The sequence below is a fragment of the Streptomyces sp. NRRL S-337 genome (assembly GCF_000720175.1).
In the GTDB taxonomy this organism is placed as follows: Bacteria; Actinomycetota; Actinomycetes; order Streptomycetales; family Streptomycetaceae; genus Streptomyces; species Streptomyces siderophoricus.
Map to the genome: position 1 here is coordinate 26598 of NZ_JOIX01000063.1, position 20508 is coordinate 47105.

Annotated in this window: 22 protein-coding genes; 7 read left to right on the forward strand and 15 right to left on the reverse strand. The window is 72.4% G+C overall.

Going from position 1 to position 20508, the window contains the following annotated elements; translation table 11 throughout:
- Positions 1-9: 9 nt before the first annotated feature.
- Positions 10-699 carry a DUF305 domain-containing protein gene (locus tag IG62_RS0131120; RefSeq protein ID WP_030810868.1) on the reverse strand — a complete coding sequence of 230 codons (690 nt, stop codon included), beginning with the start codon at positions 697-699 and terminating at the stop codon, positions 10-12.
- Between the two features lie 96 nt (positions 700-795).
- On the reverse strand, positions 796-1278 hold the full coding sequence (locus IG62_RS0131125; RefSeq protein WP_234326816.1) for a DUF6153 family protein: 483 nt from the start codon (positions 1276-1278) through the stop codon (positions 796-798).
- A 289-nt stretch (positions 1279-1567) separates the two neighbouring features.
- Here IG62_RS0131125 and IG62_RS43475 point away from each other — a divergent pair, with 289 nt between their 5' ends.
- A complete protein-coding gene (locus IG62_RS43475) occupies positions 1568-2473 on the forward strand; it encodes an SCO2400 family protein (protein WP_158795148.1) in 906 nt (301 codons plus the stop codon).
- 16 nt (positions 2474-2489) lie between these two features.
- Here the strand turns inward: IG62_RS43475 and IG62_RS0131135 are convergent, their stop codons facing one another.
- The 4 genes from IG62_RS0131135 to IG62_RS0131150 all read right to left on the reverse strand — a co-directional run bounded on the left by IG62_RS0131135 (position 2490) and on the right by IG62_RS0131150 (position 7957).
- Entirely contained in the window at positions 2490-4013 is a 1524-nt protein-coding gene (locus tag IG62_RS0131135; RefSeq protein ID WP_030810878.1) for a chitinase, read from the reverse strand.
- A gap of 284 nt (positions 4014-4297) precedes the next feature.
- Complete coding sequence (locus IG62_RS43480) at positions 4298-5830, reverse strand: protein kinase domain-containing protein (protein WP_051798829.1); 1533 nt, start codon at positions 5828-5830, stop codon at positions 4298-4300.
- A gap of 207 nt (positions 5831-6037) precedes the next feature.
- Positions 6038-6778, reverse strand: a complete 741-nt coding sequence (locus tag IG62_RS0131145) for a PP2C family protein-serine/threonine phosphatase (RefSeq protein WP_030810885.1) — start codon at positions 6776-6778, stop codon at positions 6038-6040.
- Positions 6779-6820: 42 nt separating this feature from the next.
- Entirely contained in the window at positions 6821-7957 is a 1137-nt protein-coding gene (locus tag IG62_RS0131150) for a site-2 protease family protein (RefSeq protein WP_030810888.1), read from the reverse strand.
- 137 nt (positions 7958-8094) lie between these two features.
- Here IG62_RS0131150 and IG62_RS0131155 point away from each other — a divergent pair, with 137 nt between their 5' ends.
- Both IG62_RS0131155 and IG62_RS0131160 read left to right on the forward strand, forming a co-directional pair.
- The gene (locus tag IG62_RS0131155; RefSeq protein ID WP_030411441.1) at positions 8095-8382 is read left to right on the forward strand and encodes a hypothetical protein; all 288 of its coding nucleotides are present in this window, start codon (positions 8095-8097) and stop codon (positions 8380-8382) included.
- Between the two features lie 251 nt (positions 8383-8633).
- Positions 8634-9047: a hypothetical protein gene (locus IG62_RS0131160; protein ID WP_030810891.1), complete on the forward strand. Its 414-nt coding sequence runs from the start codon at positions 8634-8636 to the stop codon at positions 9045-9047.
- 71 nt (positions 9048-9118) lie between these two features.
- Here the strand turns inward: IG62_RS0131160 and IG62_RS0131165 are convergent, their stop codons facing one another.
- From IG62_RS0131165 to IG62_RS0131175, 3 genes are all read right to left on the reverse strand, one after another.
- Positions 9119-9505, reverse strand: coding sequence for a hypothetical protein (locus IG62_RS0131165; protein ID WP_030810894.1), 387 nt, complete (start codon positions 9503-9505; stop codon positions 9119-9121).
- A gap of 242 nt (positions 9506-9747) precedes the next feature.
- Complete coding sequence (locus IG62_RS0131170; RefSeq protein WP_030810903.1) at positions 9748-10506, reverse strand: transglycosylase family protein; 759 nt, start codon at positions 10504-10506, stop codon at positions 9748-9750.
- Between the two features lie 278 nt (positions 10507-10784).
- Positions 10785-11594 carry a 4-phosphopantetheinyl transferase family protein gene (locus IG62_RS0131175; RefSeq protein ID WP_030810906.1) on the reverse strand — a complete coding sequence of 270 codons (810 nt, stop codon included), beginning with the start codon at positions 11592-11594 and terminating at the stop codon, positions 10785-10787.
- 326 nt (positions 11595-11920) lie between these two features.
- Here IG62_RS0131175 and IG62_RS43485 point away from each other — a divergent pair, with 326 nt between their 5' ends.
- Entirely contained in the window at positions 11921-13255 is a 1335-nt protein-coding gene (locus IG62_RS43485; RefSeq protein WP_051798833.1) for a sensor histidine kinase, read from the forward strand.
- 79 nt (positions 13256-13334) lie between these two features.
- Positions 13335-14030, forward strand: coding sequence for a response regulator (locus IG62_RS0131190; RefSeq protein WP_234326817.1), 696 nt, complete (start codon positions 13335-13337; stop codon positions 14028-14030).
- Between the two features lie 341 nt (positions 14031-14371).
- On the opposite strand, the gene IG62_RS42515 is transcribed toward IG62_RS0131190, so the two are convergent.
- The 5 genes from IG62_RS42515 to IG62_RS0131215 form a co-directional block, all read right to left on the reverse strand.
- Positions 14372-15235, reverse strand: a complete 864-nt coding sequence (locus IG62_RS42515) for a methyltransferase domain-containing protein (RefSeq protein ID WP_051798838.1) — start codon at positions 15233-15235, stop codon at positions 14372-14374.
- Positions 15236-15417: 182 nt separating this feature from the next.
- Positions 15418-15549, reverse strand: a complete 132-nt coding sequence (locus IG62_RS49685; RefSeq protein WP_267887927.1) for a hypothetical protein — start codon at positions 15547-15549, stop codon at positions 15418-15420.
- A 270-nt stretch (positions 15550-15819) separates the two neighbouring features.
- A complete protein-coding gene (locus tag IG62_RS0131205) occupies positions 15820-16224 on the reverse strand; it encodes a hypothetical protein (protein ID WP_030810912.1) in 405 nt (134 codons plus the stop codon).
- Positions 16221-16514: a DUF6415 family natural product biosynthesis protein gene (locus IG62_RS0131210; protein WP_030810915.1), complete on the reverse strand. Its 294-nt coding sequence runs from the start codon at positions 16512-16514 to the stop codon at positions 16221-16223. The genes IG62_RS0131205 and IG62_RS0131210 overlap by 4 nt, the downstream gene beginning before the upstream one ends.
- Positions 16515-16701: 187 nt before the next feature.
- Entirely contained in the window at positions 16702-17889 is a 1188-nt protein-coding gene (locus IG62_RS0131215) for a helix-turn-helix domain-containing protein (RefSeq protein WP_030810918.1), read from the reverse strand.
- 115 nt (positions 17890-18004) lie between these two features.
- On the opposite strand from IG62_RS0131215, the gene IG62_RS0131220 reads away from it, so the two are divergent.
- Positions 18005-18547, forward strand: coding sequence for a flavoprotein (locus IG62_RS0131220; RefSeq protein ID WP_030810921.1), 543 nt, complete (start codon positions 18005-18007; stop codon positions 18545-18547).
- A gap of 21 nt (positions 18548-18568) precedes the next feature.
- On the opposite strand, the gene IG62_RS0131225 is transcribed toward IG62_RS0131220, so the two are convergent.
- Complete coding sequence (locus tag IG62_RS0131225) at positions 18569-19177, reverse strand: TetR/AcrR family transcriptional regulator (protein ID WP_030810924.1); 609 nt, start codon at positions 19175-19177, stop codon at positions 18569-18571.
- Between the two features lie 167 nt (positions 19178-19344).
- Between IG62_RS0131225 and IG62_RS0131230 the strand changes: the two genes are divergently transcribed.
- Complete coding sequence (locus IG62_RS0131230; protein ID WP_037839740.1) at positions 19345-20502, forward strand: FAD-dependent oxidoreductase; 1158 nt, start codon at positions 19345-19347, stop codon at positions 20500-20502.
- The last annotated feature ends 6 nt before the right edge of the window (positions 20503-20508 follow it).

Genomic DNA, 20508 nt, shown 5'->3' on the forward strand with positions numbered 1-20508 from the left:
GACCGGGCGTCAGCCGAGCAGCTTCCGCATCCGGGCGATCTCCGCGTTCTGGGCGGTGATGATGTCACCGGCGAGCTTCTTGGCCGGGCCGTACGCGCCCTGCTTCCGCTCGGTCCCGGCCATCGCGACCGCGCCCTGGTGGTGCTTGACCATCAGCTTCAGGAACTGGGTGTCGAACGCCTTCCCGGTGGCGTTCTTCATCGTCGCCATCTCCTGGGCACTCATCATGCCGGGCATGGTCTTGCCCTCCCCGTGGTCCGTGCCCGCCATGCCTTCCATGCCCTCCATGCCGTGCGTCCCGCCGTGCATCCCGGCCATGTCGTCGTCCTGGGGGACCTTCTCGCCCCAGGACTTCAGCCAGCCGGACATGGTCGTGATCTCCGGGTCCTGGGCCTTCTTGATCGTGGCGGCGAGCGCCTTGACGTCCGCCGAACCGGCCCGGGTGGCGGCCAGGTCGGCCATGGCCACGGCCTGGCGGTGGTGCGGGATCATCTCCTGCGCGAAGGTGACGTCGGCGGCGTTGTGCTTGCCCGCGGACGCGCCCGCCGTCGCGGACGGCTTGCCGCTCGGGGACGCGTCGTCGGTCTTGCCGCCGTCGCTGCCGCAGGCGGACAGGGTGAGGGCCGCCGCGGTCACGGCGGCCGCCGCCAGCGCGGCGCGACGGGTCAGTACGGTTCGGGCATTACGGGTCGCGTGCATGACGCAAAGCTCCTGTGATCAGTGGATGGAAGGCGTGCTCGTCCGCGGCGCAGACCGGCCATGAGGGCGTACGGCGCTGCGCCGGGCGGGCGCGTCCTATATCCGCAGGACCTGGAGCTGGGCGAGGGAGGGCGGGGCGCGGGCCCCGGTGGTGCCGTCCGCCAACCGATCCGCGAGCAGCACCGTGCGATCGGAGGTGCCGGCCAGGGAGGCGGGCAGCGCGGGAAGGGCGGGAGCGGCGGGAAGCGCGCCCGAGGCGCACGTCGGGTCGGCGTGGTGGGCGTGCCCCTTGCCTCCGCCGGTGCGGTCAGCGCCGTCGTCGTGGCCCGGGCAGCAGCCGTGCTGTCCGTGGTCGCAGGAAGCGGAGACGGAGGCGGGCGCCGGGGCCGGTGCCGGGGCGGCCATCGCCGTCGTCGGCCGCATCTGGTGGGCGGCGTGCGCGGGGGACGGGGAGGTCGGCAGCGCACCGGTGTTCGCCAGTCCGTGCATGCCCAGCAGGCCCGCCAGCACGGTGAGCACGAGCAGCGTCGTCAGCCGCAGCCTCGGCTGCGGGGCGGACGCGTGCTCGCGGATGCTCACGGACCCCATCGTAGGGAAGGCCGGACGGGGAGCCCGCGCCGGTACCGCGCGGGCCGACTGTGAGCCGCGTCGCACAGCGGCGCCGTGAAGTCCAGCCTGCCCGTACCGGATTCATCAGGGCTTGTCGGTCATGCGGGGGCCGCCGCCCGGGGATCTGCACGGAAGCATCACAACCTCTTCGTATCGCGTCCGGGGGGTGCCGTTAGCGTTGCTGATCGCTCGATCCCGAGTGCGATTGTGATCCGGTCTCCGGCGTCCCTGACGGCGCGACAGCACAGAAAGCTCGCAGATGGACTACTGCTCCTCGTGCCGCCGGAACCTCAACGGGGCACTCGTGTGCCCGGGTTGTGGTGATTACGCCCCGGACATAGCCCCGCCCACCCACCGCCAGGCCCCTACGGGTGCCGAGGCGGCCGCACTGTGGGAGTCCTGGCAGGCGCCGGAAGCCACACCCGCCCTCTACGAGGAGGCCATGACGCCGGCGCGGGCCGAGACGGCTGCCGCGACCGCCCCCGAGGCGGGCCTCGTGGCCTCCGAGGGCACGGACGTCCCGGCCGCCACCGGCACTGGACAGGGCCGCGCCGCGCGGCGCCGGCAGCTGGCACGGTGGAAGAAGTACCGCCGCCGGGCGGTGGCCGCGACCGCGTTCGCGCTGGTCGGCGGCACGGTGACCGCGACGCTGCTGCAGAACAACCGGCCCGCCACCGCCCACGCCCAGGCGTCCGCGGCACCGGACCCGGAGACCGTCTCCGCGCCCGGGACCCCGACCGCCTCGGAGGAGCCGGACGGCCGGGCCTCCCGGCACCCCGGTGACCGTGCGCCCCTGGGCCGCCACCGCAAGCCCGACGCCGCCGGCCACTCCTCCGCCCCGGCGGCCGCGCAGCAGCCCTCCGCCGCCCCGACGCACTCCGCCCCGTCCCCCGGCACCGCACCGCACACCGCGGCCGCACCGGCCCCGGGCAGGCACGCCGCCCACACCGACACGGCACCCGCGGCCGCCGCACCGGCCTCCTCCGGGCAGTCCGCCCCGGACTCGGGCGGCTCCTCGGCGCAGCAGCCCGCGAGCTCCGGCGCCGACTCGGGCTCGTCCTCGACAACCCCGACGCAAACGCAGCCGTCGACGACGCCGAGCTCGCCGTCCACCGAGCCGACCTCGCCGGCCCACCTCTGCGTGCTCGGCGTCGTCTGCCTCTGACCTGCGGAGCCGTCGTTCAGCAGGCCCCGAGGTCCTGCCACACGCCCCACTCACCGGTGGTGCCGGGCTCCTCGCCGGTGGTCCACCACTTGGCCTTCCAGGTGTGGCCCTGGTGGGAGACCTGCTGGCCACCGGTGTACACCGCGCCGGCGGACCAGGCCGCGGCGGTGCACTGATGGCCGCTGCCGCCGGTGACGGTCAGCACGTACGTCGTGGTGTGGCTGCCGGTGGTGCCCGTGCCGGTGAGGGTGAGGGTGTACGTGCCCGAGGCCGTCGCCGGTGTCGTGGCGAGGGTGAGCGTCGAGGAGCCGCCGGCGGTCACCGAGGTGGGGCTGAGTGAGGCGGTGACGCCCGCGGGGGCGCCGCCGACCGTGAGCCTGACCGGCTGCGCGGCGCCCGCGGTCACCGCGGTCCGCACGGTGGTGGTGGCCGTCTTCCCCGCGGCGACCGAACCGGCAGCGGGCGCGGCGGTCACCGAGAAGTCGTCGGCCGGGGTGCCCGTACTGCCCGTGAAGGGCGCGAAGACGTGGGTGAAGTCCCAGGTGTTCTGCTGGATTCCGGAGCAGTTGTCCGCGGCCTTGCCGCCGGGGCAACCGCCGTTGTCCCGCTGGAGCGCCCAGAACGACAGGGTGTTGAGGCCCTTGGCGACCGCCCAGTCGTAGACCTGGGTGGCGTGGGCCAGGGTGAAGGTCTCGGCCGGGCCGAAGTCGTCGACGCCGGGCATCTCGGTGACGCCGATCATCCCCCACAGCCGGGCGTCCGGCGTGCCCGGGTAGAGCCGGGCCAGCTGGTCATGCAGGCTCTGGGCGGCGGTCTTCGTGTCCGCCGCCATGTCGTGGGCGGCGTTGTCGTAGTAGTCGAATGTCATGAGGTTGGCGACGTCCACCCGCGTGCCGTTGCTCACTGCGTTCCGCAGCACCGCGAGACCGCTGTCGGCGAGGCCGTGGGTGGTGGTCGGCAGGGTGTAGGAGATCTCCAGGGTGCGCCCGTTCGCCGCCGCCCAGTCCTGGACCAGCTTGAGGGCCTTGTTCCGGCGGTCGATGCCGGCGGCGTTGTCCAGCGAGTCGACCTCGACGTCCATGTCGAGCCGGGCCACGTCGTAGGTGGTGACGACCTTCTCGTAGGCGGCGGCGATCCTGCTCACGTCCGTACAGCTGTCGGCGATCTCGGTGCCGGTGGTGTCCGCGGCGTAGCCGCCGAACGAGGGGATGGCGTCCCCGCCGCGGGCCTGGAGGGTCTTGATGTCGTCGCCGAACACGGCCGCGGAGACCGGCTTCCCGGTGTCGCCGTTCCAGTAGGGCGTGCACGAGCCCTTGGCCTCCGTCTGGAGGAAGGCCATGGTCAGGTGCTTCGCGCCCGACGCGGCGGCCAGCGCGGCGGGGCTCTCGCCGGTCCACGCCTCGAAGTAGGGGGCGAAGACCCGGTCCGGAAGGGGGGTCGCCGCGTGGGCGGTGCCGCCGCCCAGCGCGGTCAGGCCGGCCGCGGCCACCGCGGTGACGGCGGCGGCGAGAGCCGCCCGGAAGGAGCGCATACGTCTCATGTCCGTCCAAGGGGTGAGGAGGGGGACGCGCCGCCAATTCCCGTTCATGTCACGGTGGTTGGCATGAGATAGGGGATAGCCCCGTGGGCGACGGCCCGTCAATGGACTGGACCAAGACAGGAATAGACCAATTCACGGGCGGCGGCACTGCGCTCCTGCCCAGCTTTCAGGCGGCGCCCTGGACCACTCGCCCACCCGGGACGAGGAGGACGACGGCGAGCGGCCCGACGGCGAGGCCCGCCGGCCGGCCGCGGGGCGTCACGCGGCGCCGCGTCCGGCCGGGGTCAGGTGGCCGACCGCGTCCGGGACTTGAGGACCTGGGTGCCGATGGCGAGCGTGACGGCGAGGAGCAGGACGTAGAAGACGCCTATCTTGCGCAGGTCGTCGAGGAAGAACCAGATGGCGGTCAGGGCGGTGAACCAGAAGGCCACCAGCGCGAACCCGCCGGAGCGTTCGTCCCGGTACCCGGCGGCCAGGCACAGCGCGGCGACGACCGCGAGGAGCAGGGCGATGACGACGTAGTGGGTGTCCCAGTCCAGGTATCCGCGGGCCATTTCGGACCACACGGCCACGGCCTCGGCGACCGGGCCCCACACCACCGCGCAGGCGAGCCGCGCCGACCAGAGCAGCAGCACCGCACCGGCGACCGCGGCGAGCAGCGCGACCCGGGAGAACTGGCCGACCTCGATCACCTGCGAACGGGAGATGACCAGCGACAGCACACAGCCGAGCAGCGCCACCGCGCCCTCGGCGGTGGGCCGGAAGACCACCCGGCCGGGCAGCCGCCGGCGCTGCGGCCGCGCCGCGGGCTCCGGGACGGGCTCCCCGGGAGGCTCCGGTGCGGCGGCCGGACCCGAGGCGGCCGGGCCCTTCGCCGGGGCCGGCCCGGCCGGGGCCGCCGCCCGCGGGTCGAGCGCGGTGGGGGTCGGGACGGCGGCGGGTGCGGCCGCGGGGACGACCGCGGGTCTGCGTGCGGCAGCCGGTACCGGCTCGGGCGCCGGGGCGGCGGCCGCGGTGAGGGCGGCGCGCATCGCGGCGGCGCTGGGGTACCGGCCGTCGCGGTCCTTGTGCAGCGCCCGGACGATCACCGCGTCGAGGGCGGCCGGCAGTTCCGGCCGGAGCCGGGACGGCGGGACCGGGTCGGCCGCCAGGTGCTGGTGCATGACGGAGAACGGCGAGTCCCCGGTGTACGGCGGGCGGCCGGTCAGCAGTTCGTGGAGCAGACAGGCCACCGCGTAGAGGTCGGTGCGGTGATCGGTCTCGGCACCGTTGATCTGTTCCGGCGCGAGGTAGGCGGGCGTGCCGACCGCCACCCCCGTCCCGGTCAGCCGGGTGGCCACCTCGCTGAGCGCCTTGGCGATGCCGAAGTCGACGACCTTCGCGGTGCCGGCGCCGGTGAGCATCACGTTCGCGGGCTTGATGTCGCGGTGGACGATGGCGTGCCGGTGGCTGTGGTCGAGCGCGTCCAGCACCTGGCAGGTGAGGTCGACGGCCTGCGCCAGGGGCAGCGGGCCCGCGTCGAGGACCCGGCTCAGGGTGCGGCCCTCGACGTACTCCATCACCAGGTAGGGCTCGGTGGCCCCGTCGGCGGTGTCCTCGCCGACGTCGTGCACGGTGGCCACGCCGGGGTGGTTGAGCGCGGCCGCGGCCCGCGCCTCGCGCTGGAACCGGCTGAGGAACTCGGGCTGCCGGGCCAGCTCGGCGGAGAGCGTCTTGACCGCGACGGTGCGGCGCAACCGGTGGTCGACGGCCCGGTGGACGGTCCCCATCCCGCCCTGCCCGAGCTGTTCCACCAGCTCGTAACGCTGCCCCAACATCCTGCGCTCCACCGGGTTCCTCCACGGACCGTCACCGTTTGCACCACGGCCGAAGACGCCACCGGGCGGGGGCGGGTTCCGTACGGGGTGGGCGTGTGGGATCCCCCACTGCGGGCCCCACTGCGGGCCCCACTGCGGCTCTTCCGGCGGCCCCGGAGGCGGTTCCGCGGGCGGCCCGGGAGGCGGTCCGGGCGGTCGCCGGGGCCGTCAGTCACCGATGCCGATCAGCGCCAGCGTGATGTTGTCCGGCCCGCCGGCCTCGATGGCGGTCTTCCACAGTTCGAAGGCGGCCCGGCCGGTGTCGTGGGCGCGCAGGAGGTCGCCGAGGGTGGGTTCGGGGACCGGGTCGGTCAGGCCGTCGGTGCACACGAGGTAGCGGTTGCGGGGGGTGAGCGGGGCGGTGGTGACGTGCGGGGTGATCTCGTTGTACGTCCGGGTGCCGCCGAGCGCCTGGGTGACCAGGGAGGTGGTGCGGTGGCCCGGGGCGAGCGGCGGGCTGTCGTCCACGCTCATCCGGTGCAGGCCCTCCTCGGTCACGGACAGCACCCGGCTGTCACCGACGTTGAAGACCACCAGGGACTCGCGCAGTACCACCGCGCCGGCCACCGTCGTGCCCATGGTGTCGAGCTCCGGGTCCCGGCCGGCGGCCGCGTAGACCGCCCGGTTGCAGACGTCCAGGGCCTCCCGGACCGCCTGTTCGCTGCCGAGGCCGGGGCCGACCGCGGCCAGTTGCCGGACGGTCAGCGCACTGGCCACCTCGCCGGCCGGCTGGCCGCCGATGCCGTCGGCGACCGCGACCACGAGCGGGGTGCCCAGCGGGAACACCAGCGTCTGCGGATTCTCGGTCACCGTGCCGCACAGCGTCCACGGCCCGGCCACCAGGCTGTCCTCGTTGTGGTCGCGCAGCAGCCCGGGATGGCTGAGGGCGGTGACGGTGATGTAGGGCATGGCGGGTCCCGTCTGTCGGAGGCCGGCGCGGGCCGGCCGTGGTCAGCCCTGGCCGACGGTGCCGCCCAGCGTGCGGCGCCGCAGGAGCCGGGTGATGTCCTTGGCGGTGACGATCCCGACGAGGTGGCCGCCGTCGACGACCAGGATGCGCGGGCCGGTGCGCAGACCGATCCGGTCGACCGCCTCGCCCAGCTCCTCGTCGGGGGCGGCGACCGCGCACTGCGACAGCGGCACCGCCACCTCGCGCACCCGCAGGGTCTCCCGTTCGGCCACCGGTACGGCCGCCAGCCGGCGCAGCTGCACGAGCCCGCTGGGGCGGCCCTCGAAGTCCAGCAGCGGCAGGGCGGAGTGGTGTGCGGGCACGGCCACCTCGTCGATGAACCGCTGGACGCTCAGCCAGTCGGCGCCGCTGGTCACCGGGGCCGTCATGGCGTCGGCGACCCGCAGGCCCCGCAGCTCGGTGTGGAGCGCGGCGCGGCGGTGTTCCGCACCGGCCACGACCATCACGAAGAGCCCGACGAAGACGATCCACAGTCCGCCCGGCGCCCCGCGCAGCACGGAGATCCAGCCGCCGGCCACCAGCAGGACGGCGAGCACCTGGCCGCTCCGGGAGGCCGCCAGGTCGGCCCGCTCGCGGTCCCCGGTCCGCCACCACAGGACGGCCTGGACGACCCGACCGCCGTCGAGCGGTACGGCCGGCAGCAGGTTGAAGACGCCGAGGAAGAGGTTGGCCCAGCCGAGCCACATCAGCACCACCGCGGGCACCTCCGCCCAGCCGGTGAGCTGGTACAGCCCGATGCCCGCGCCGAGCGCGGCACCGCCGATGAGCAGGCTGGTGAGCGGGCCGCTGACGGCGACCGCGAAGGCCGCCGCGGCGGTCTTCGGCCGGCCCATCCGGGTCATCCCGCCCAGCGCCCACAGCGTCACGTCCTCGACGGAGATCTGCTTCCGGCGGGCGGTCGCGGCATGGGCCGTCTCGTGCAGCAGCAGGCTTCCGGTGAGCAGCGCGGCACCGACGACCCCGGCGAGCGCGTAGACCGCGTCCGGACGGCCCGGGGTCCAGGCGGGCAGGGCCTGCCGGCCGAGCCCGTAGGCGAACATCACCACCAGCAGGGGCACGCTCCAGTGCATCCGCAGCGGTACCCCGGCTACCTGTCCGACCCGCACCGAACCGTTCATCGCCGTCTCCCACGCCCATTGTCGCTCGCGGGCCGCGTTCCACGCCGGACAGACGTCGCCGGACGGACGTCCTACCCTGGTCGTACGGCCGCGAGCGCGGTCGCGCAGTCCGTACCGGGCTCTGCCGGAGGTGCGCCATGGGGCACAGCCATCACTTCCACCTTGATCAGGGGGGCCACTCGATCACCGTGAACGTCGGCCCGGGCCGGGACGGGGAGCTGGAGCTCCTCGTCGACGGCAAGGTGGTCGCGTACCGGAAGCACCACGCGCCGGGGATGAACGTGCTGACCGGCGAGCTGCCCGACGAGCCCGTCCACCCCTTCCGGGTCCTGCTGCGGCAACCGCACCTGGTTCCGTCCGTGCCGCGCTGCACGCTGGAGCTGGACGGGGTCAAGCAGCCGATGCCGGAGCGGCTGGTGCTCTGAGCCGGGACGCGGGCGGCGGGCCGTCCCCGGGGCCGGGCCGGCCCGATCCCGGGGGCGGGCCGCGGGGCGTTCGCGGGCGAGGCCCGGGGAAGGCCCGTCCTCAACGGCGGCACACCGGCCCGAGTTGTTGGGCCACCCGGCTGATTCTGGCCGACGAGCGTTTTACCTCCTGCGGGTTGAAGGGGGATGCGGACCGGCGGGCGCAGCACGATACGTCTGGCATCGGAACGATGAACAGGCGAGGGAGCATCGTGAGAAGACTTGCGCAGGCGGGCACCGTCATCGGGGCGTGCGGACTGGTGCTGCTCAGCACCAATGCCGCCCAGGCCGTGACCATTCCGGGTGAATCACTGCTGTCGGCGGTGGCCGGGGCCGACGTCGGCACCATCACCGGCATGATTTCGGGCGTGGTGTGCAACAACCGCCTTGCCGATTTCCACTACAAGTCCCCCAGAGTCAACTCGCCGTCGCCGCAGCCCTGCATCAACGGGCCCGTCCACAGCGGCAACAGCCTGCACAGCGGCAACTTCATCAACCACGGCAACCCGAACAACAGCGGCAACTTCGCGAACACCAACGGCTCGACCAACAGCGCCGACTCGGTGTCGGGCGCCTCGCAGGGCAGCGGCAACACCATCCAGAAGATCCTCAAGCTGCATCCCTGATCCGTCCGCACCTCACACAGCGGCCCCGCTTCCCGGTACGTACCGGGAAGCGGGGCCGCCGCAGTTGGCCGTCAGATCTTGGTCGATCCGGGGCCGTTGTGCTGGATGTCGTTACCGGTGTGGTTCTCGGCACCCGTCGTGCCGCCGCTGTCGACGTTGGTGTTGCCGTTGCTGTTGGTCGGGCTGCCGCTGTCGCTGTTGTTGCCGGACATGTGGACGTTCTGCGAGTTCTTCGTATTACCGGAGTTGACCGGTCCGTTGACGCAGACCCTGGCCCGCGGCGAGCAGCGGATGATGGAGTGGAAGGAGGCCCAGACGTCGCTGTCGATCACGTTGCCGCCCGTTCCGAACCCCCCGTACCCGCCGTCCCAGGCCATGGCGGGGCTGACCCCGCCGGCGGCCAGGAGCATGCCGCACGCTCCTGCGATCACGATGCTGACGCGTGTTCTCTTCTTCACTGTGCGCTCCTGCACTTCGCGGTGGATGAACCCGCGGTCTTGCTACCGGGCGGGCCCGCCTGCACCAAGCCTGAGCAACGGCCCGTCCCCCGCATTCACCCTCTCCGACCACTGGATTCACCGTGACGGCCCTCGTCTCCCCGGCAATCCGCGGCGGTCCGCGACGCCCCGCGGCACCCCGCCGCAACCCGCTCGCGGTGCCCGCGCGACGACCTGAGGGACCCGGTCGTCGTCCCGGGCCGCTACGCCCGAAGGCGCAGCCGCTGGCCCGGGTGGATGTGGTCCGGACCGTGCGGGAGCTTGTGCCTGTTGAGCTCGTAGAGGGCCTGGGTGCCGCCGGGGACGTGGTTCCGCTCGGCGATGACGGAGAGGCAGTCGCCGGTGCGGACGACGTAGGTCGCGCGGTTGGGGTGGTGGTACGCCGCGGCACGGACGGACGCGTGGGGCCGGGTCGGCGGGGTCTGCTGCACCTCCTGCCCGGTGTCGTCAGGCACCTGCTGGTCCGGGGCCGTCGTCCGCGGGGTCTGCTGCGGCGGGGTGGAGGCCTGCGGGGCCTCCTGGTCCGTCGCGGAGGTCCCCGGGGTCTCCCGGTCCGGGGCGGAGGCCGGCGGGGCCTGCTGGCCCGAGGAGGTGGCCCTGGGGGACTGCTGGGTGTAGGCGCAGCGCGGCCAGGCGGAGAGGCCGCGGTCGCGGACGATGCGCCGGCCGACGGCGATCTGCTCGGAGCGGGTGGCCAGGTCGGCCCGCGGGGCGTAGCGCTTGCCGCCGTAGGCGCGCCAGGTGGCGGGGTCGATCTGCAGGCCGCCGTGGTAGCCGTTGCCGGTGTTGACGTGCCAGCGGCCGTTGCTCTCGCACTCGGCGATCCGCTCCCAGTCGGGCACCGGCGACCCGGACGGCGCCGCCGCGGCGGCCCGGTGGACGGCGAGGCCGACGACGGCCAGCACGGCGAGCAGCACGGACAGGAACGTGTGGGCGGACCGCTTGGCGAGGGGCGACGGCATCACGGGATTCCTCCGCTGTGCTCCGGCTGCGCCGTGACGCGGTACTCGCCACGACCGGTGGGCACGCACCAAGTAACCCGGCAATATGCTTTTCGGCATGTCCGGCGGGTGCGACATGCGCGAGTTTCACCCGGGTGGTCCATTGCCCGTCCGGTACCGGTGCCGTAGTGGTCCCTTACCGGTGCCGTCGCCCGTGCCCGCCCGCGTTATGGCCCGAATTCCGGCCAGTGGCGGAATTCCACACCGGCCGGATTCGGCCCGGATGTGGGAACGGGCATTCAGCTGACCGAATAGGCGAAGGAAGGGGCGAGCGGTAGCGGTTCCGGGGTGGCCACCGCGAACTCGTACGAGGGGGAGAAGGTGAAGTTCCGTACCGAAACCGGAACGTCACCGCCATAGGGGCCGGGCACGGTGACCGTGCCGTGATCTGCCGGGAAGCCCGCCTCGATGCGTTCCGGAGCGACGGACAGCCCCCCGCCGGCGGCCTGCATGGCGGCGTCCTTGCGGACCCAGAAGCGGGTGATCATCCGCTCCCGCTCGGCCTCCGGGAAACGGTCCGCGGCGCGCAGCTCCCGGGCGGTCAGCACCTCGTACGGGGTGTGCGGCGGCGGACTCCCGCGCCGCACCGACTCCACCGAGAAGCCCATCTGCCGGGCGTCCGCCCCGCAGGCCACGACCAGCAGGCCGCGGGTTCCGTACAGCTCCCAGTAGGTGGCCTCGGCCATCGCCGTGCTCACCCGGGCGGGCAGACCGGCCAGCAGCCAGCGGCGGGAGGCGTCGTCGAGGGTGGCCGCGGAATGGCCGTTGAGCCCCAGGCAGCTGTCCGGGGACAGCGCGCTGCCCGAGCCGCGGAGGGCGGCGGGCGAACCGGCGGAGGAGGGGGAGGAAGGCAGGTACGACAGGGAGGGAGAGGGGTGCGAGGAGGACGGGGACGACGGGGAGGGGCCGTCCTCGCCGATCGGGACGATGAATATGGGGACGGGGGCGAGGGGCGCCAGGCGGGGCCGGGCGGGGTGGTGCGGGCGGCCCGGGGCATCCTGGTCAAGGTGTCCCGGACAGAGTTCGAGAAGAGCGGCGTTCGTTTCCACGTACTTTCCGTCCTCCACTGGTGAGCGGTGCCAAGACTGCCCTGGGTGAGTGGCAGCCGGTCAAACAGCTGGAGTCTCCCCCTATTCCACCTACATCGATCGATACAGACAGCCCAAGGTTTGCAGATCCTCCGGATCCTTCGAGTCATCCCTCCTGCTGATGTCCGGCTACATACTTCGATGTACGGGAGACCGACCCAAATTCGGGCGCCAGGGCCAAGAGAACGGGCAACGCCCGGAAGTACTGTCCTCGTGTGTGGTTACGTCTTTTCAGAGGTACGAACGCGCGCCGCCCTCCCCTGCCGCTCCGTGACCTCAGGCTGGCCGTGGGCTTCTTCGCCGCCTGTCTGATTCTCTACGTCCTGGGCGGGTCCCGGGTCATGGGCGACATCCCCGTCTGGCAGGCCGTCCTGCCGGTGGTGGTGCTGTGCACCGCGAGCGCCTTCCGCAGCACCCTGCCGACGGCCGCGGTCTCGGTCGGCACCGTCACCGTCCTCGTGGAAATGACGTCGAGCGGCGGTCTCGGCCCGGTCCTGGTCTACACCGACCTGCTCTACGCGGCGGCGCTGTACGGCGCGCCCTGGCTGTGCCGGGTGCTGCAGTTCGGGACGGTCGCGGTCACCGTCGCCACCACCATCACCCTGATCGCGCTCAGCGACCGTTCGGAGGGCGTGACCACCGGCGTCATCGTCGCGATGCTGCTCATCTCTCCCGTATGGACCGGCATCCTGATACGCAACCACAAGGAGCGCGCCGACGCCGAGCGGGAGCGCGCCGCGCAGATCAACCGGCTCGCGGAACTGGACCGCAAGACCGTCCTGCAGACCGAACGCACCCGGATGGCCCGCGAGCTGCACGACCTGGTGGCCAACCACCTCAGCGCGATCGCCATCCACTCCAGCGCGGTGCTCTCCCTGACCGAGGCCCGACGGGCGGAGAACGGCGAAGCCGGGACCGCCGGGGCGGCCGCGGCGGCTGCGGCGGCCGGGTCCGCAGGGGCGGCCGGGTCCGCAGCGGCGGCCGGGGCTGCCGGACCCACCGCCACCGCCGGTCCCACCGCCACCACCACCGCCAGGCCCGCCGACACCGCTGAGGACGACCCGGTCCTCCGCGCCCTCGCCGTCATCCGTGAGAACAGCGTGCAGGGGCTGGCCGAAATGCGCCGGATGGTGGTGCTGCTCCGCTCCGACCGGGGCGTCGACGACGACTGGGACCGGCCGCAGCTCAACGCGCTGGGCGCACTGGTCGAACAGGCCCGCCCCGCCGCCGACGCCGCCGCGCTGACCCTCCACACCGAATTCCCCGAGACCTTCCCCGAGGTCTCGTCGGTGATCGAGGTGACCGCGTACCGCATCGTGCAGGAGGCGCTGACCAACGTCCTCAAGCACGCCTCGTCGGGCCGGGTGCGGATCCGCTGCGAGGCCGGCGCCGAGCAGCTCACCATCTCCGTCGACAGCCCGCTGGCCCAACCCGGCGCCCAGCCCGACGGACGCACCCGGCAGCGCCCGGTGGCCCAGCTGACCAACGGCGCGGGCGCCGGGCTCACCGGCATGTCCGAGCGGGCCGCCCTGGTCGGCGGCATCTTCGACGCGGGCCCCGACCGGACCGCCCCGGGACGCTGGCGGGTCCGCGCGGTGCTCCCGCTGACCCAGAACACGTAACGAACCGCAACGGGGGCGATCACGCGAGATCCGGAGGACGAGAGGTGGACCGACAGTGGAGGATCTAGTGGAGCATTCGGTGGCAGCGGAGGAACTGCGGGGAGCGCCCGAGCGGCCGTCGCACATCCGGGTCCTGGTGGCCGACGACCAGGCCGCCGTCCGGTCCGGCCTGGTCCTCGTCCTGCAGACCGACCCCGGCATCACCGTCGTCGGCGAGGCCGGGGACGGCGAGGCGGCGGTCCGCATGGCCGCCGAGCTGCGCCCCGACGTGGTGCTCATGGACATCCAGATGCCCCTGCTCAACGGCGTCGCCGCCACCCGCCGGATCGTCGAACGGCAACTCGCCGAGGTCCTCGTCCTGACCACCTTCGACATCGACGAGTACATCTTCGGCGCCCTGCGCGCCGGCGCCGGCGGCTTCATCCTCAAGAACGCCGAGCCGACCGTGCTGGTCGGCGCCGTACGCGAGGTCGCCCACGGCGAGGGCTTCCTCACTCCGGCCATCGCCCGCCGCCTGATCACCGAATTCGCCCACCGCCCCCCGTCGGCCCGCCCCTCCCTGCCGCACGGCACCACCCAGGCCCTCGACACCCTCACCAAACGCGAACGCGAGGTCCTCGCCTGCATCGCCCGCGGCCTCCCCAACAGCGCCATCGCCGAATCCCTCAACCTCGCCGAGGGCACGGTGAAGACCCACACCAGCCGCATCCTGTCGAAACTGAACCTCCGCAGCAGGGTGCAGGCGGCAATCCTGGCGCAACAACAGGGCATCTAGCCCCCGGCCCCCGGCCTCCGGCCCACGTACCTGGCTCTCCCGCCGCGGGGCTCGCTCGCCGTTGCGCTTTGCGGCGCCGCGTGCGTTGTCGGCTTTCCCGCCGCGGGGCTCGCTCGCCGTGGCGCCTGCGGCGGGCGGGTGGTTGTCGGGTGCGGTGACAGCCCTCCAGACTTCGTCCTCCGGTCTGTCCCCTCCCGTTGGTGGGTGGGAGGGGGCCGGTGGGGGCTGGGGGCCTGCCCTATCCGGCCCCCGCCCCGTGGTCGGCCGGGTTCACTTCCTTGGTTCGCGCCCTTACCCAGACCCGTTCGCCGGTGCTGCTGACCGTCAGCCCCATCTCGGCGTCAGCGGGACGATCCAGCTGGTCCCACTCCCGCCAGGCCGACTCCACACCACTCCACAGACTGCGGCTCCCGAACTCGGTGACGGTGCCGTCCGCGTCCGCGATGGCTCCTGATCCCCGGCCGTCCTGCACCCACACCCTCAGCCGGCCGCCCGCCCGCCCTTCGACGAGAGTGACGCCCGGCAGGCGGGCGCCCGCGTACAGCGTCTCCGTCCCGAGTGAGGCGCACCAGAGCCCCGCACCAGAAGTCCCCCACTCGGGGCGCCACCAGCACCCCACCCCGCCGCAGCTGCGTCACCAGCTCGTACGGAACCTGGCGCACGGCACAGGTCACGATGATCCGGTCGTACGGTGCTCCCTCCCGCCAGCCGTATGCGCCATCGGTGACGACCAGACGCGGCCGGTGCCCGGCGGCCGACAGAAACCGCTTGGCCTGCGCCGCCAGGGACGCGTCGATCTCCACGCTCGTGACGTACCGATCGCCCAGCCGGGCCGACAGCAGGGCGGCGACGTACCCGGTGGCGGTGCCGATCTCCAGCACGTTCTGACCGTCGTGCACATCGAGCAGGTGCAACATCCGCGCGACCATGGACGGCATGCTGTTGGACGAGGTGGCAACGCCGGGGCCGTCCTCCGCCCCGTCGTCGACCTGTGTGATCACGGGTTCATCGGACGCCACCAGGGCGGCCCGCTCTTCGGCGGTCGTGACCGGGCGGCACCGGTCGGGGTCCTGCCGCCAGAGCCGCTCGGGCAGATAGGCCGCACGCGGGGTCCGCTCCCACACGTCACGCCACTTCGGGCTCAACAGACCGCGCTCGTCCAGAAACCGAACGAGCGCGGCGTGCCCCCGTTGGGGGTCGGTCATCGGCTCACGCCACCTTGGGACGGTCGCCGTCGGGGGAGGGCGGGGTCGGCGGAGGGGTCCATGGCTTGTCCGAGGGCGCGCCTCCGTGCTTACCGTCGTCGTCCGTCATGTGCGATACGAGCACGGTCTCCTCCTACGGGTCGGGTTCTCGTTCTCCGTCTGCCCCTCGATGGGGGTGGCTGTCAGCCCTCGTCGGACGCCGGCTCCCCGACGATGAAGCCCCGCAACGGCGGCCGATCCTCGCCCTCAACCACAGCTTCCGCGGCCCTCATTGCGGCCACGAGGTCGGCGTACTCGGGACGGGTCCACTCCATGGCGTTCCTTTCGTCGGGGAGCCTGCGGCTCAGCTGTTGAGCCTCGGGCTCTGTGGGTGTCTACCCTTCCGGGCGGAGCAGCGGTGTCTCCGCAGTGAGGTGGATGGCCGCGCCTGGCGAGGATGCGAGCGACGCCCTCGGGGAGGGGGAGCGCGGCTGCGGGAGCGCATCGGCCGCAACACGTCACCGTTCTCAGCGGCCCCGACGCCGAGTCGAGGAGCACATCCCGCAGCCCGAGCGTGCTGCCGCAGCCGCAGCGCGTGCCAGCGGTCACCGGCCACCTCCTGCACAGTCGACCGTCAGGGCGGCGCGGGACCGGCGATCCGTCTCGCCGAACGTGGTGACCGTCCAGCCGCCGGCCTCGACGATGCGCCGCTGGAACACCAGGCGGTGCGTGGTGTCCGTGGCAAGCCGACCCCAGTTGTGGACCAGACACAGCACCTCGCGCCGGCCCGCCTCCGCCCGCATGGCGTCCACCAGCGCGGACAGGCACGGCCGGTACGAACTCAGAGCGTCGGCACCACGATCGATCCACGTGCCGCCCGCCAGCGCCCAGCCCATTCCGTCCACGTAGGCGTGACACCCCGTGATCCGCATCTCCAACTGACTGCGGGCCCGCATCCCACGACTCGCGCACCGGTCGTAGACGAACGCCAGCGGGGCCACCGCGCTCATCGGCCGACCTCCGCCGAACACTGGTCGAGCAGCCACTGACACTCGCGAGCGAGAGCACGCACCTGCATCTGTGCGGACATCAGCCCGTCGCCGAGACCGACAGCGGTCTGGTAGCGGATCGCCTCCAGCCGGGCTCGCCGCGGCTCCCGGCCCGGGGTGCCACGGCCCCGCCGCTCGGTCTCGTGCGCAGCCGCCCAGAGGCCGGTGATGAGGTGGAGCAGCGTCTGCTCCAGCACCACCAACTCGTCGTACGGCGGGGGCGGACCGGGGCACAAGGCGCGCCCGATCATCGCGCTGATCGTCTCCGGGCCGATCGGTCTCCCATGCGGGAACGCATTGACATCGTCAGAGCCCCGTTTCTCAGTTCGCACAGCCGCTGCCCCTCACGCCGTCCTCTCAGTTACAGGACAACGGTGCCGCGCGCGGAAATCCCCAACGCTCACAGTCGTGTGAGCGTCAACAGCGGTCCGTGAGCGGCTACATGCCGATCCAGGCGGCTATGTGGCCCAACGTGTCCGGAGTGCGGCGGGCCTGATGCACCAGGCCACTGATGGTCTCCCGCGCACCAGGGTGGTACCTGGTCTGCTCCGGGGCGGTCTTCCGTGCCGCAACGAGACTGGACAGCGCGGCGGCTGGACGCCCCGTCTCCATCTCCGAGCGGGCCCGGTCGATCAGGTAGTGCGCACGCCGGGACGTGGCAAGACCGGCCGGCAGCCTGATCTCTCGGGCTTGGCTCAGGGAGACGTCGTACAGGCGCATCTCGACCGACGCGGACATCGAGTGCAGTTCCACGTTGGTCGGGCCGAAGGACAGCCAGTGCACGGCGCTGGCGTCGCCGGTCCGTTCAGCGCAGACAGATGCCTGCCCCAGGTGCCCTTCCACGACGGCGCGATTACGGGCTCCGGCGCGGGCGGCAATGACGGCGGCCCCCAAGTGCAGTTGCCCCTCGACGGCGATCGACTCGCGGGTTCCCAGGTCGTCGATCAGCCGGTGGCCGGCACGGATGAGGCGTTGGCCGATCGTGTACTCGCCCTCGCGGAAGTACACCAGGGCCCTCATGTACTGGCGGACCGCGGACAGACAGGGGTCAGAGGCCCGCTCGGACGCCCAGGCCATGCGGTCCAGGGCCACGCTGGACAGGTCGTAGTAGCCCAGCTTGACGGAGATGTCGTGCGCGGTTCGATAGGTCGACGCCAGCGCCTGCCACAGCTCGGTGGCGGGAGCAGTCCACGCTGCCGTGGTCATCTCGGTGATCAGCGACGGCAGTTCGGTGGCTGCCTTCCGAAGACGTGCCGCGCGCACAGCCTGGCACAGCAGGTCGGCCGCTTCCACGAGTTGTGCCGTCGGCCGAGGGCGCACGGCAGGATCGGCGCCGAGATCGTAGGTGTCCAATGCCTCACGGATGGGCCGTACGAGGGCGGCCAGGCGGTCCTTCTGGAGTTCGGTCACGTACGGCTGTCCGGTCAGTACGGTGACGTCGATCCGGAGCACCCTCGCCACCGCAGCCACGAAATCCGGCGTGGCTGCCCGCGCCCCGCACTCGACCTGATTCAAGAGGCTGTACGAGTACGGGAGGAGCGCGGCGAGTTGCTTCTGCGTGAGGTGGGCCAACCTGCGCTGCTCTTTGATGCGTGCGCCGGTGTGGTCATCGTCGTATGAAGACATGCTGGTCTCCAGTCCCTCGCAGCCCCTTGGAACATACCCGCCACACGCGGGGCGGGTGCGTCCTCTGCCCCGAACAGCGAGGTATCGAGGGTGGTTAGGTGGTGGGATGGCCAGCATGACGCGCCCGGTCCTGTACCTGTTCGGCTCCGCAGCACCACCCGTCCACGAGTTCCCCGCAGTGGTGCGTCGCGCACTCGCCGAGGGATACGACGTGTGCGTGGGACTGACGCCGACTGCGGCTCGCTGGCTCGCCGACGACCGTGCCACGCTGGAGGGGCTGACGGGTCGGCCCGTACGGTCCACGTACAAGAACCCCGGTGAGCCTGACGTATGGCCGCCGGCCGACGTCATCCTCTTCGCCCCGGCCACGTTCAACTCGGTGAATCAGTGGGCGCTAGGGCTCACCGGCCACTTCGTCGTGGGGGTGGTGGCCGAGGGCATCGGCAAACGGATTCCGACGGTGGCCATGCCCTGTGTGAACGCGGCGTACGTTCAGCACCCGCAGTTCGAGCGGTCCGTGGTCACACTGCGGGGAGCCGGGGTGACGGTGCTGTACGGGCCCGGCGGGTTCGAACCGAATCAGCCGGGTCAGCGACGCCCCTATCCGTGGGACGCGGCGTTCAGCGAGATCGCGGGGATCGTCAGCGGTCAGGCGTAATTCTGGTGATTCTGGCGGCGGTTACCCGTTCCGCCCCCCGCCGTGGTCTCCCCCGCCGGCCAGAGGGGTCGTGGCCCAGCCCTGTTCCAGTAGGGCGAAGAGGTCGCGGACGGCCTGGGCCGGGTCGGCGCTGGTGCTGGCGAGGCTGGGGATTTCGAGGGCGAAGCGGGCCAGGCCGGTGATGGCGAGGTCGTCCGGCGGGAGTCCGGTGGCGTCGGCGAGGGTGGCGGCCAGTGCCTTCTCGTGGCGCGACCACATGCGCCGGGCGGCATCCCGCAAGGCGGGGGTGGATTCGACGAGGACGAACATGGGTTCGTCGGTCCGCAGCGCCGTACGGGTCTGCACCAGGTGGTCGCGCAGGGCGTGCAGGACCGGCTGACCGGGGGCCCGGTCGCGGACGGCGGCGACCAGGGCGCTCTCGATGTCCGCGTCCAGGTCGAAGACGAGGGCTTCCTTGCTGGGGAAGTGCTTGAAGAGCGTGCTCAGCGAGACGTCGGCCGCCTCGGCCACCTCGCGGACGCCGACGTTGTCGAAGCCGCGTTCCGTGAACAGCCGCAGTGCGGCATCCGCCAGGGCCTGCCTGGTCCGGGCCTTCTTGCGCTCACGGCGCCCTGTCGTCGTCTCGGCCATGCGCCCACCCTACCCCAGACGAGGTGATTCGATCACAAAGGCGATCGAGTAGAAAGTCGAATCAGTTGTACTTTTGGAGCTGCCGTGCTTTTGTGGTTGAGGGAGTCCCGCCGGGGCTGCCGCGCCGACCCGCGCTCTCTCGACCCTTGAAGCGGAGCCTGATCCTCATGTCCACCACCCCTCGCATCGCGATCATCGGCGCCGGTCCCGGTGGCCTCGTCTGCGCACGTGTCCTGCAGCGACATGGCGTGCCGGTCACGGTCTTCGAGCGCGAGAACGACCCCCACTCCCGCTCACAGGGCGGCACCCTCGACATCCACGAAGAGACCGGCCAGGTCGCCCTGCGCGCAGCCGGACTGTTCGACCGGTTCCTCGCGCTGTCCCGGCCCGAAGGCCAGCAATGGCGCCTGTACGACCGTCACGCGGCCCTGATACGTCACGACCGGGCCGGCGAGGGCGATCTGAGCAGGCCCGAGATCGACCGCGGCCGGCTGCGCACCCTCCTGCTGGACTCCCTCGCCCCCGGCACGGTCCGCTGGGGGCACTGCGTCAGCGCCGTCACCCCGTTGCCCGACGGCACCGCTCGCCTGCACCACCACGACCACACCACCGAGGACTTCGACCTGGTCATAGGCGCCGACGGCGCCTGGTCCCGGGTACGCCCCGCGCTCTCCGACGCCCAGCCCTCCTACGCCGGGATCACGATGGTGGAGATCCGCTTCGACGACGTCGACCACCGGCATCCCGGCATCGCCCGCCTGGTCGGTGCCGGCACCATGTCGGCCAAGGCGGGCCGCCGCAGTCTGGTACTCCAGCGCAACAGCAACGGGCACGTCCGCGGCTACGTCATCTTCCGCGGGCCCCAGGACTGGCACGCCGGCCTCGACCTCGCCGACGCCGACGCCGTACGCGCCCGCCTGCTTGCCCAGTACCAGGGCTGGGACGAGAGCCTGCTGGACATCCTGCGCGACAACGAGGGCGCTTTCGTCAACCGCCCGATGTTCGTCCTTCCCGTCCCCCACACCTGGCAGCGCGTCCCCGGCGTCACCCTGCTCGGCGACGCCGCCCACCTGATGCCGCCCGTCGGCGTCGGCGCCAACCTCGCCCTGCTCGACGGCGCCGAACTCGCCCGGGCCGTCATCGGCCACCCCACCCTCGACCAGGCCCTGGACGCCTACGAGGGCGTCATGCTGCCCCGCGCCGCCGAGAACGCGGAGACCGCCCAGCAGATGCTCACCCGCCTCATGCCCGACACCGACTCCGACGTCGCCGCCTTCCCCGACACCCAATGGCCGTCAGACGCCCACCCCGTACACGCGCAGTAGACGGAT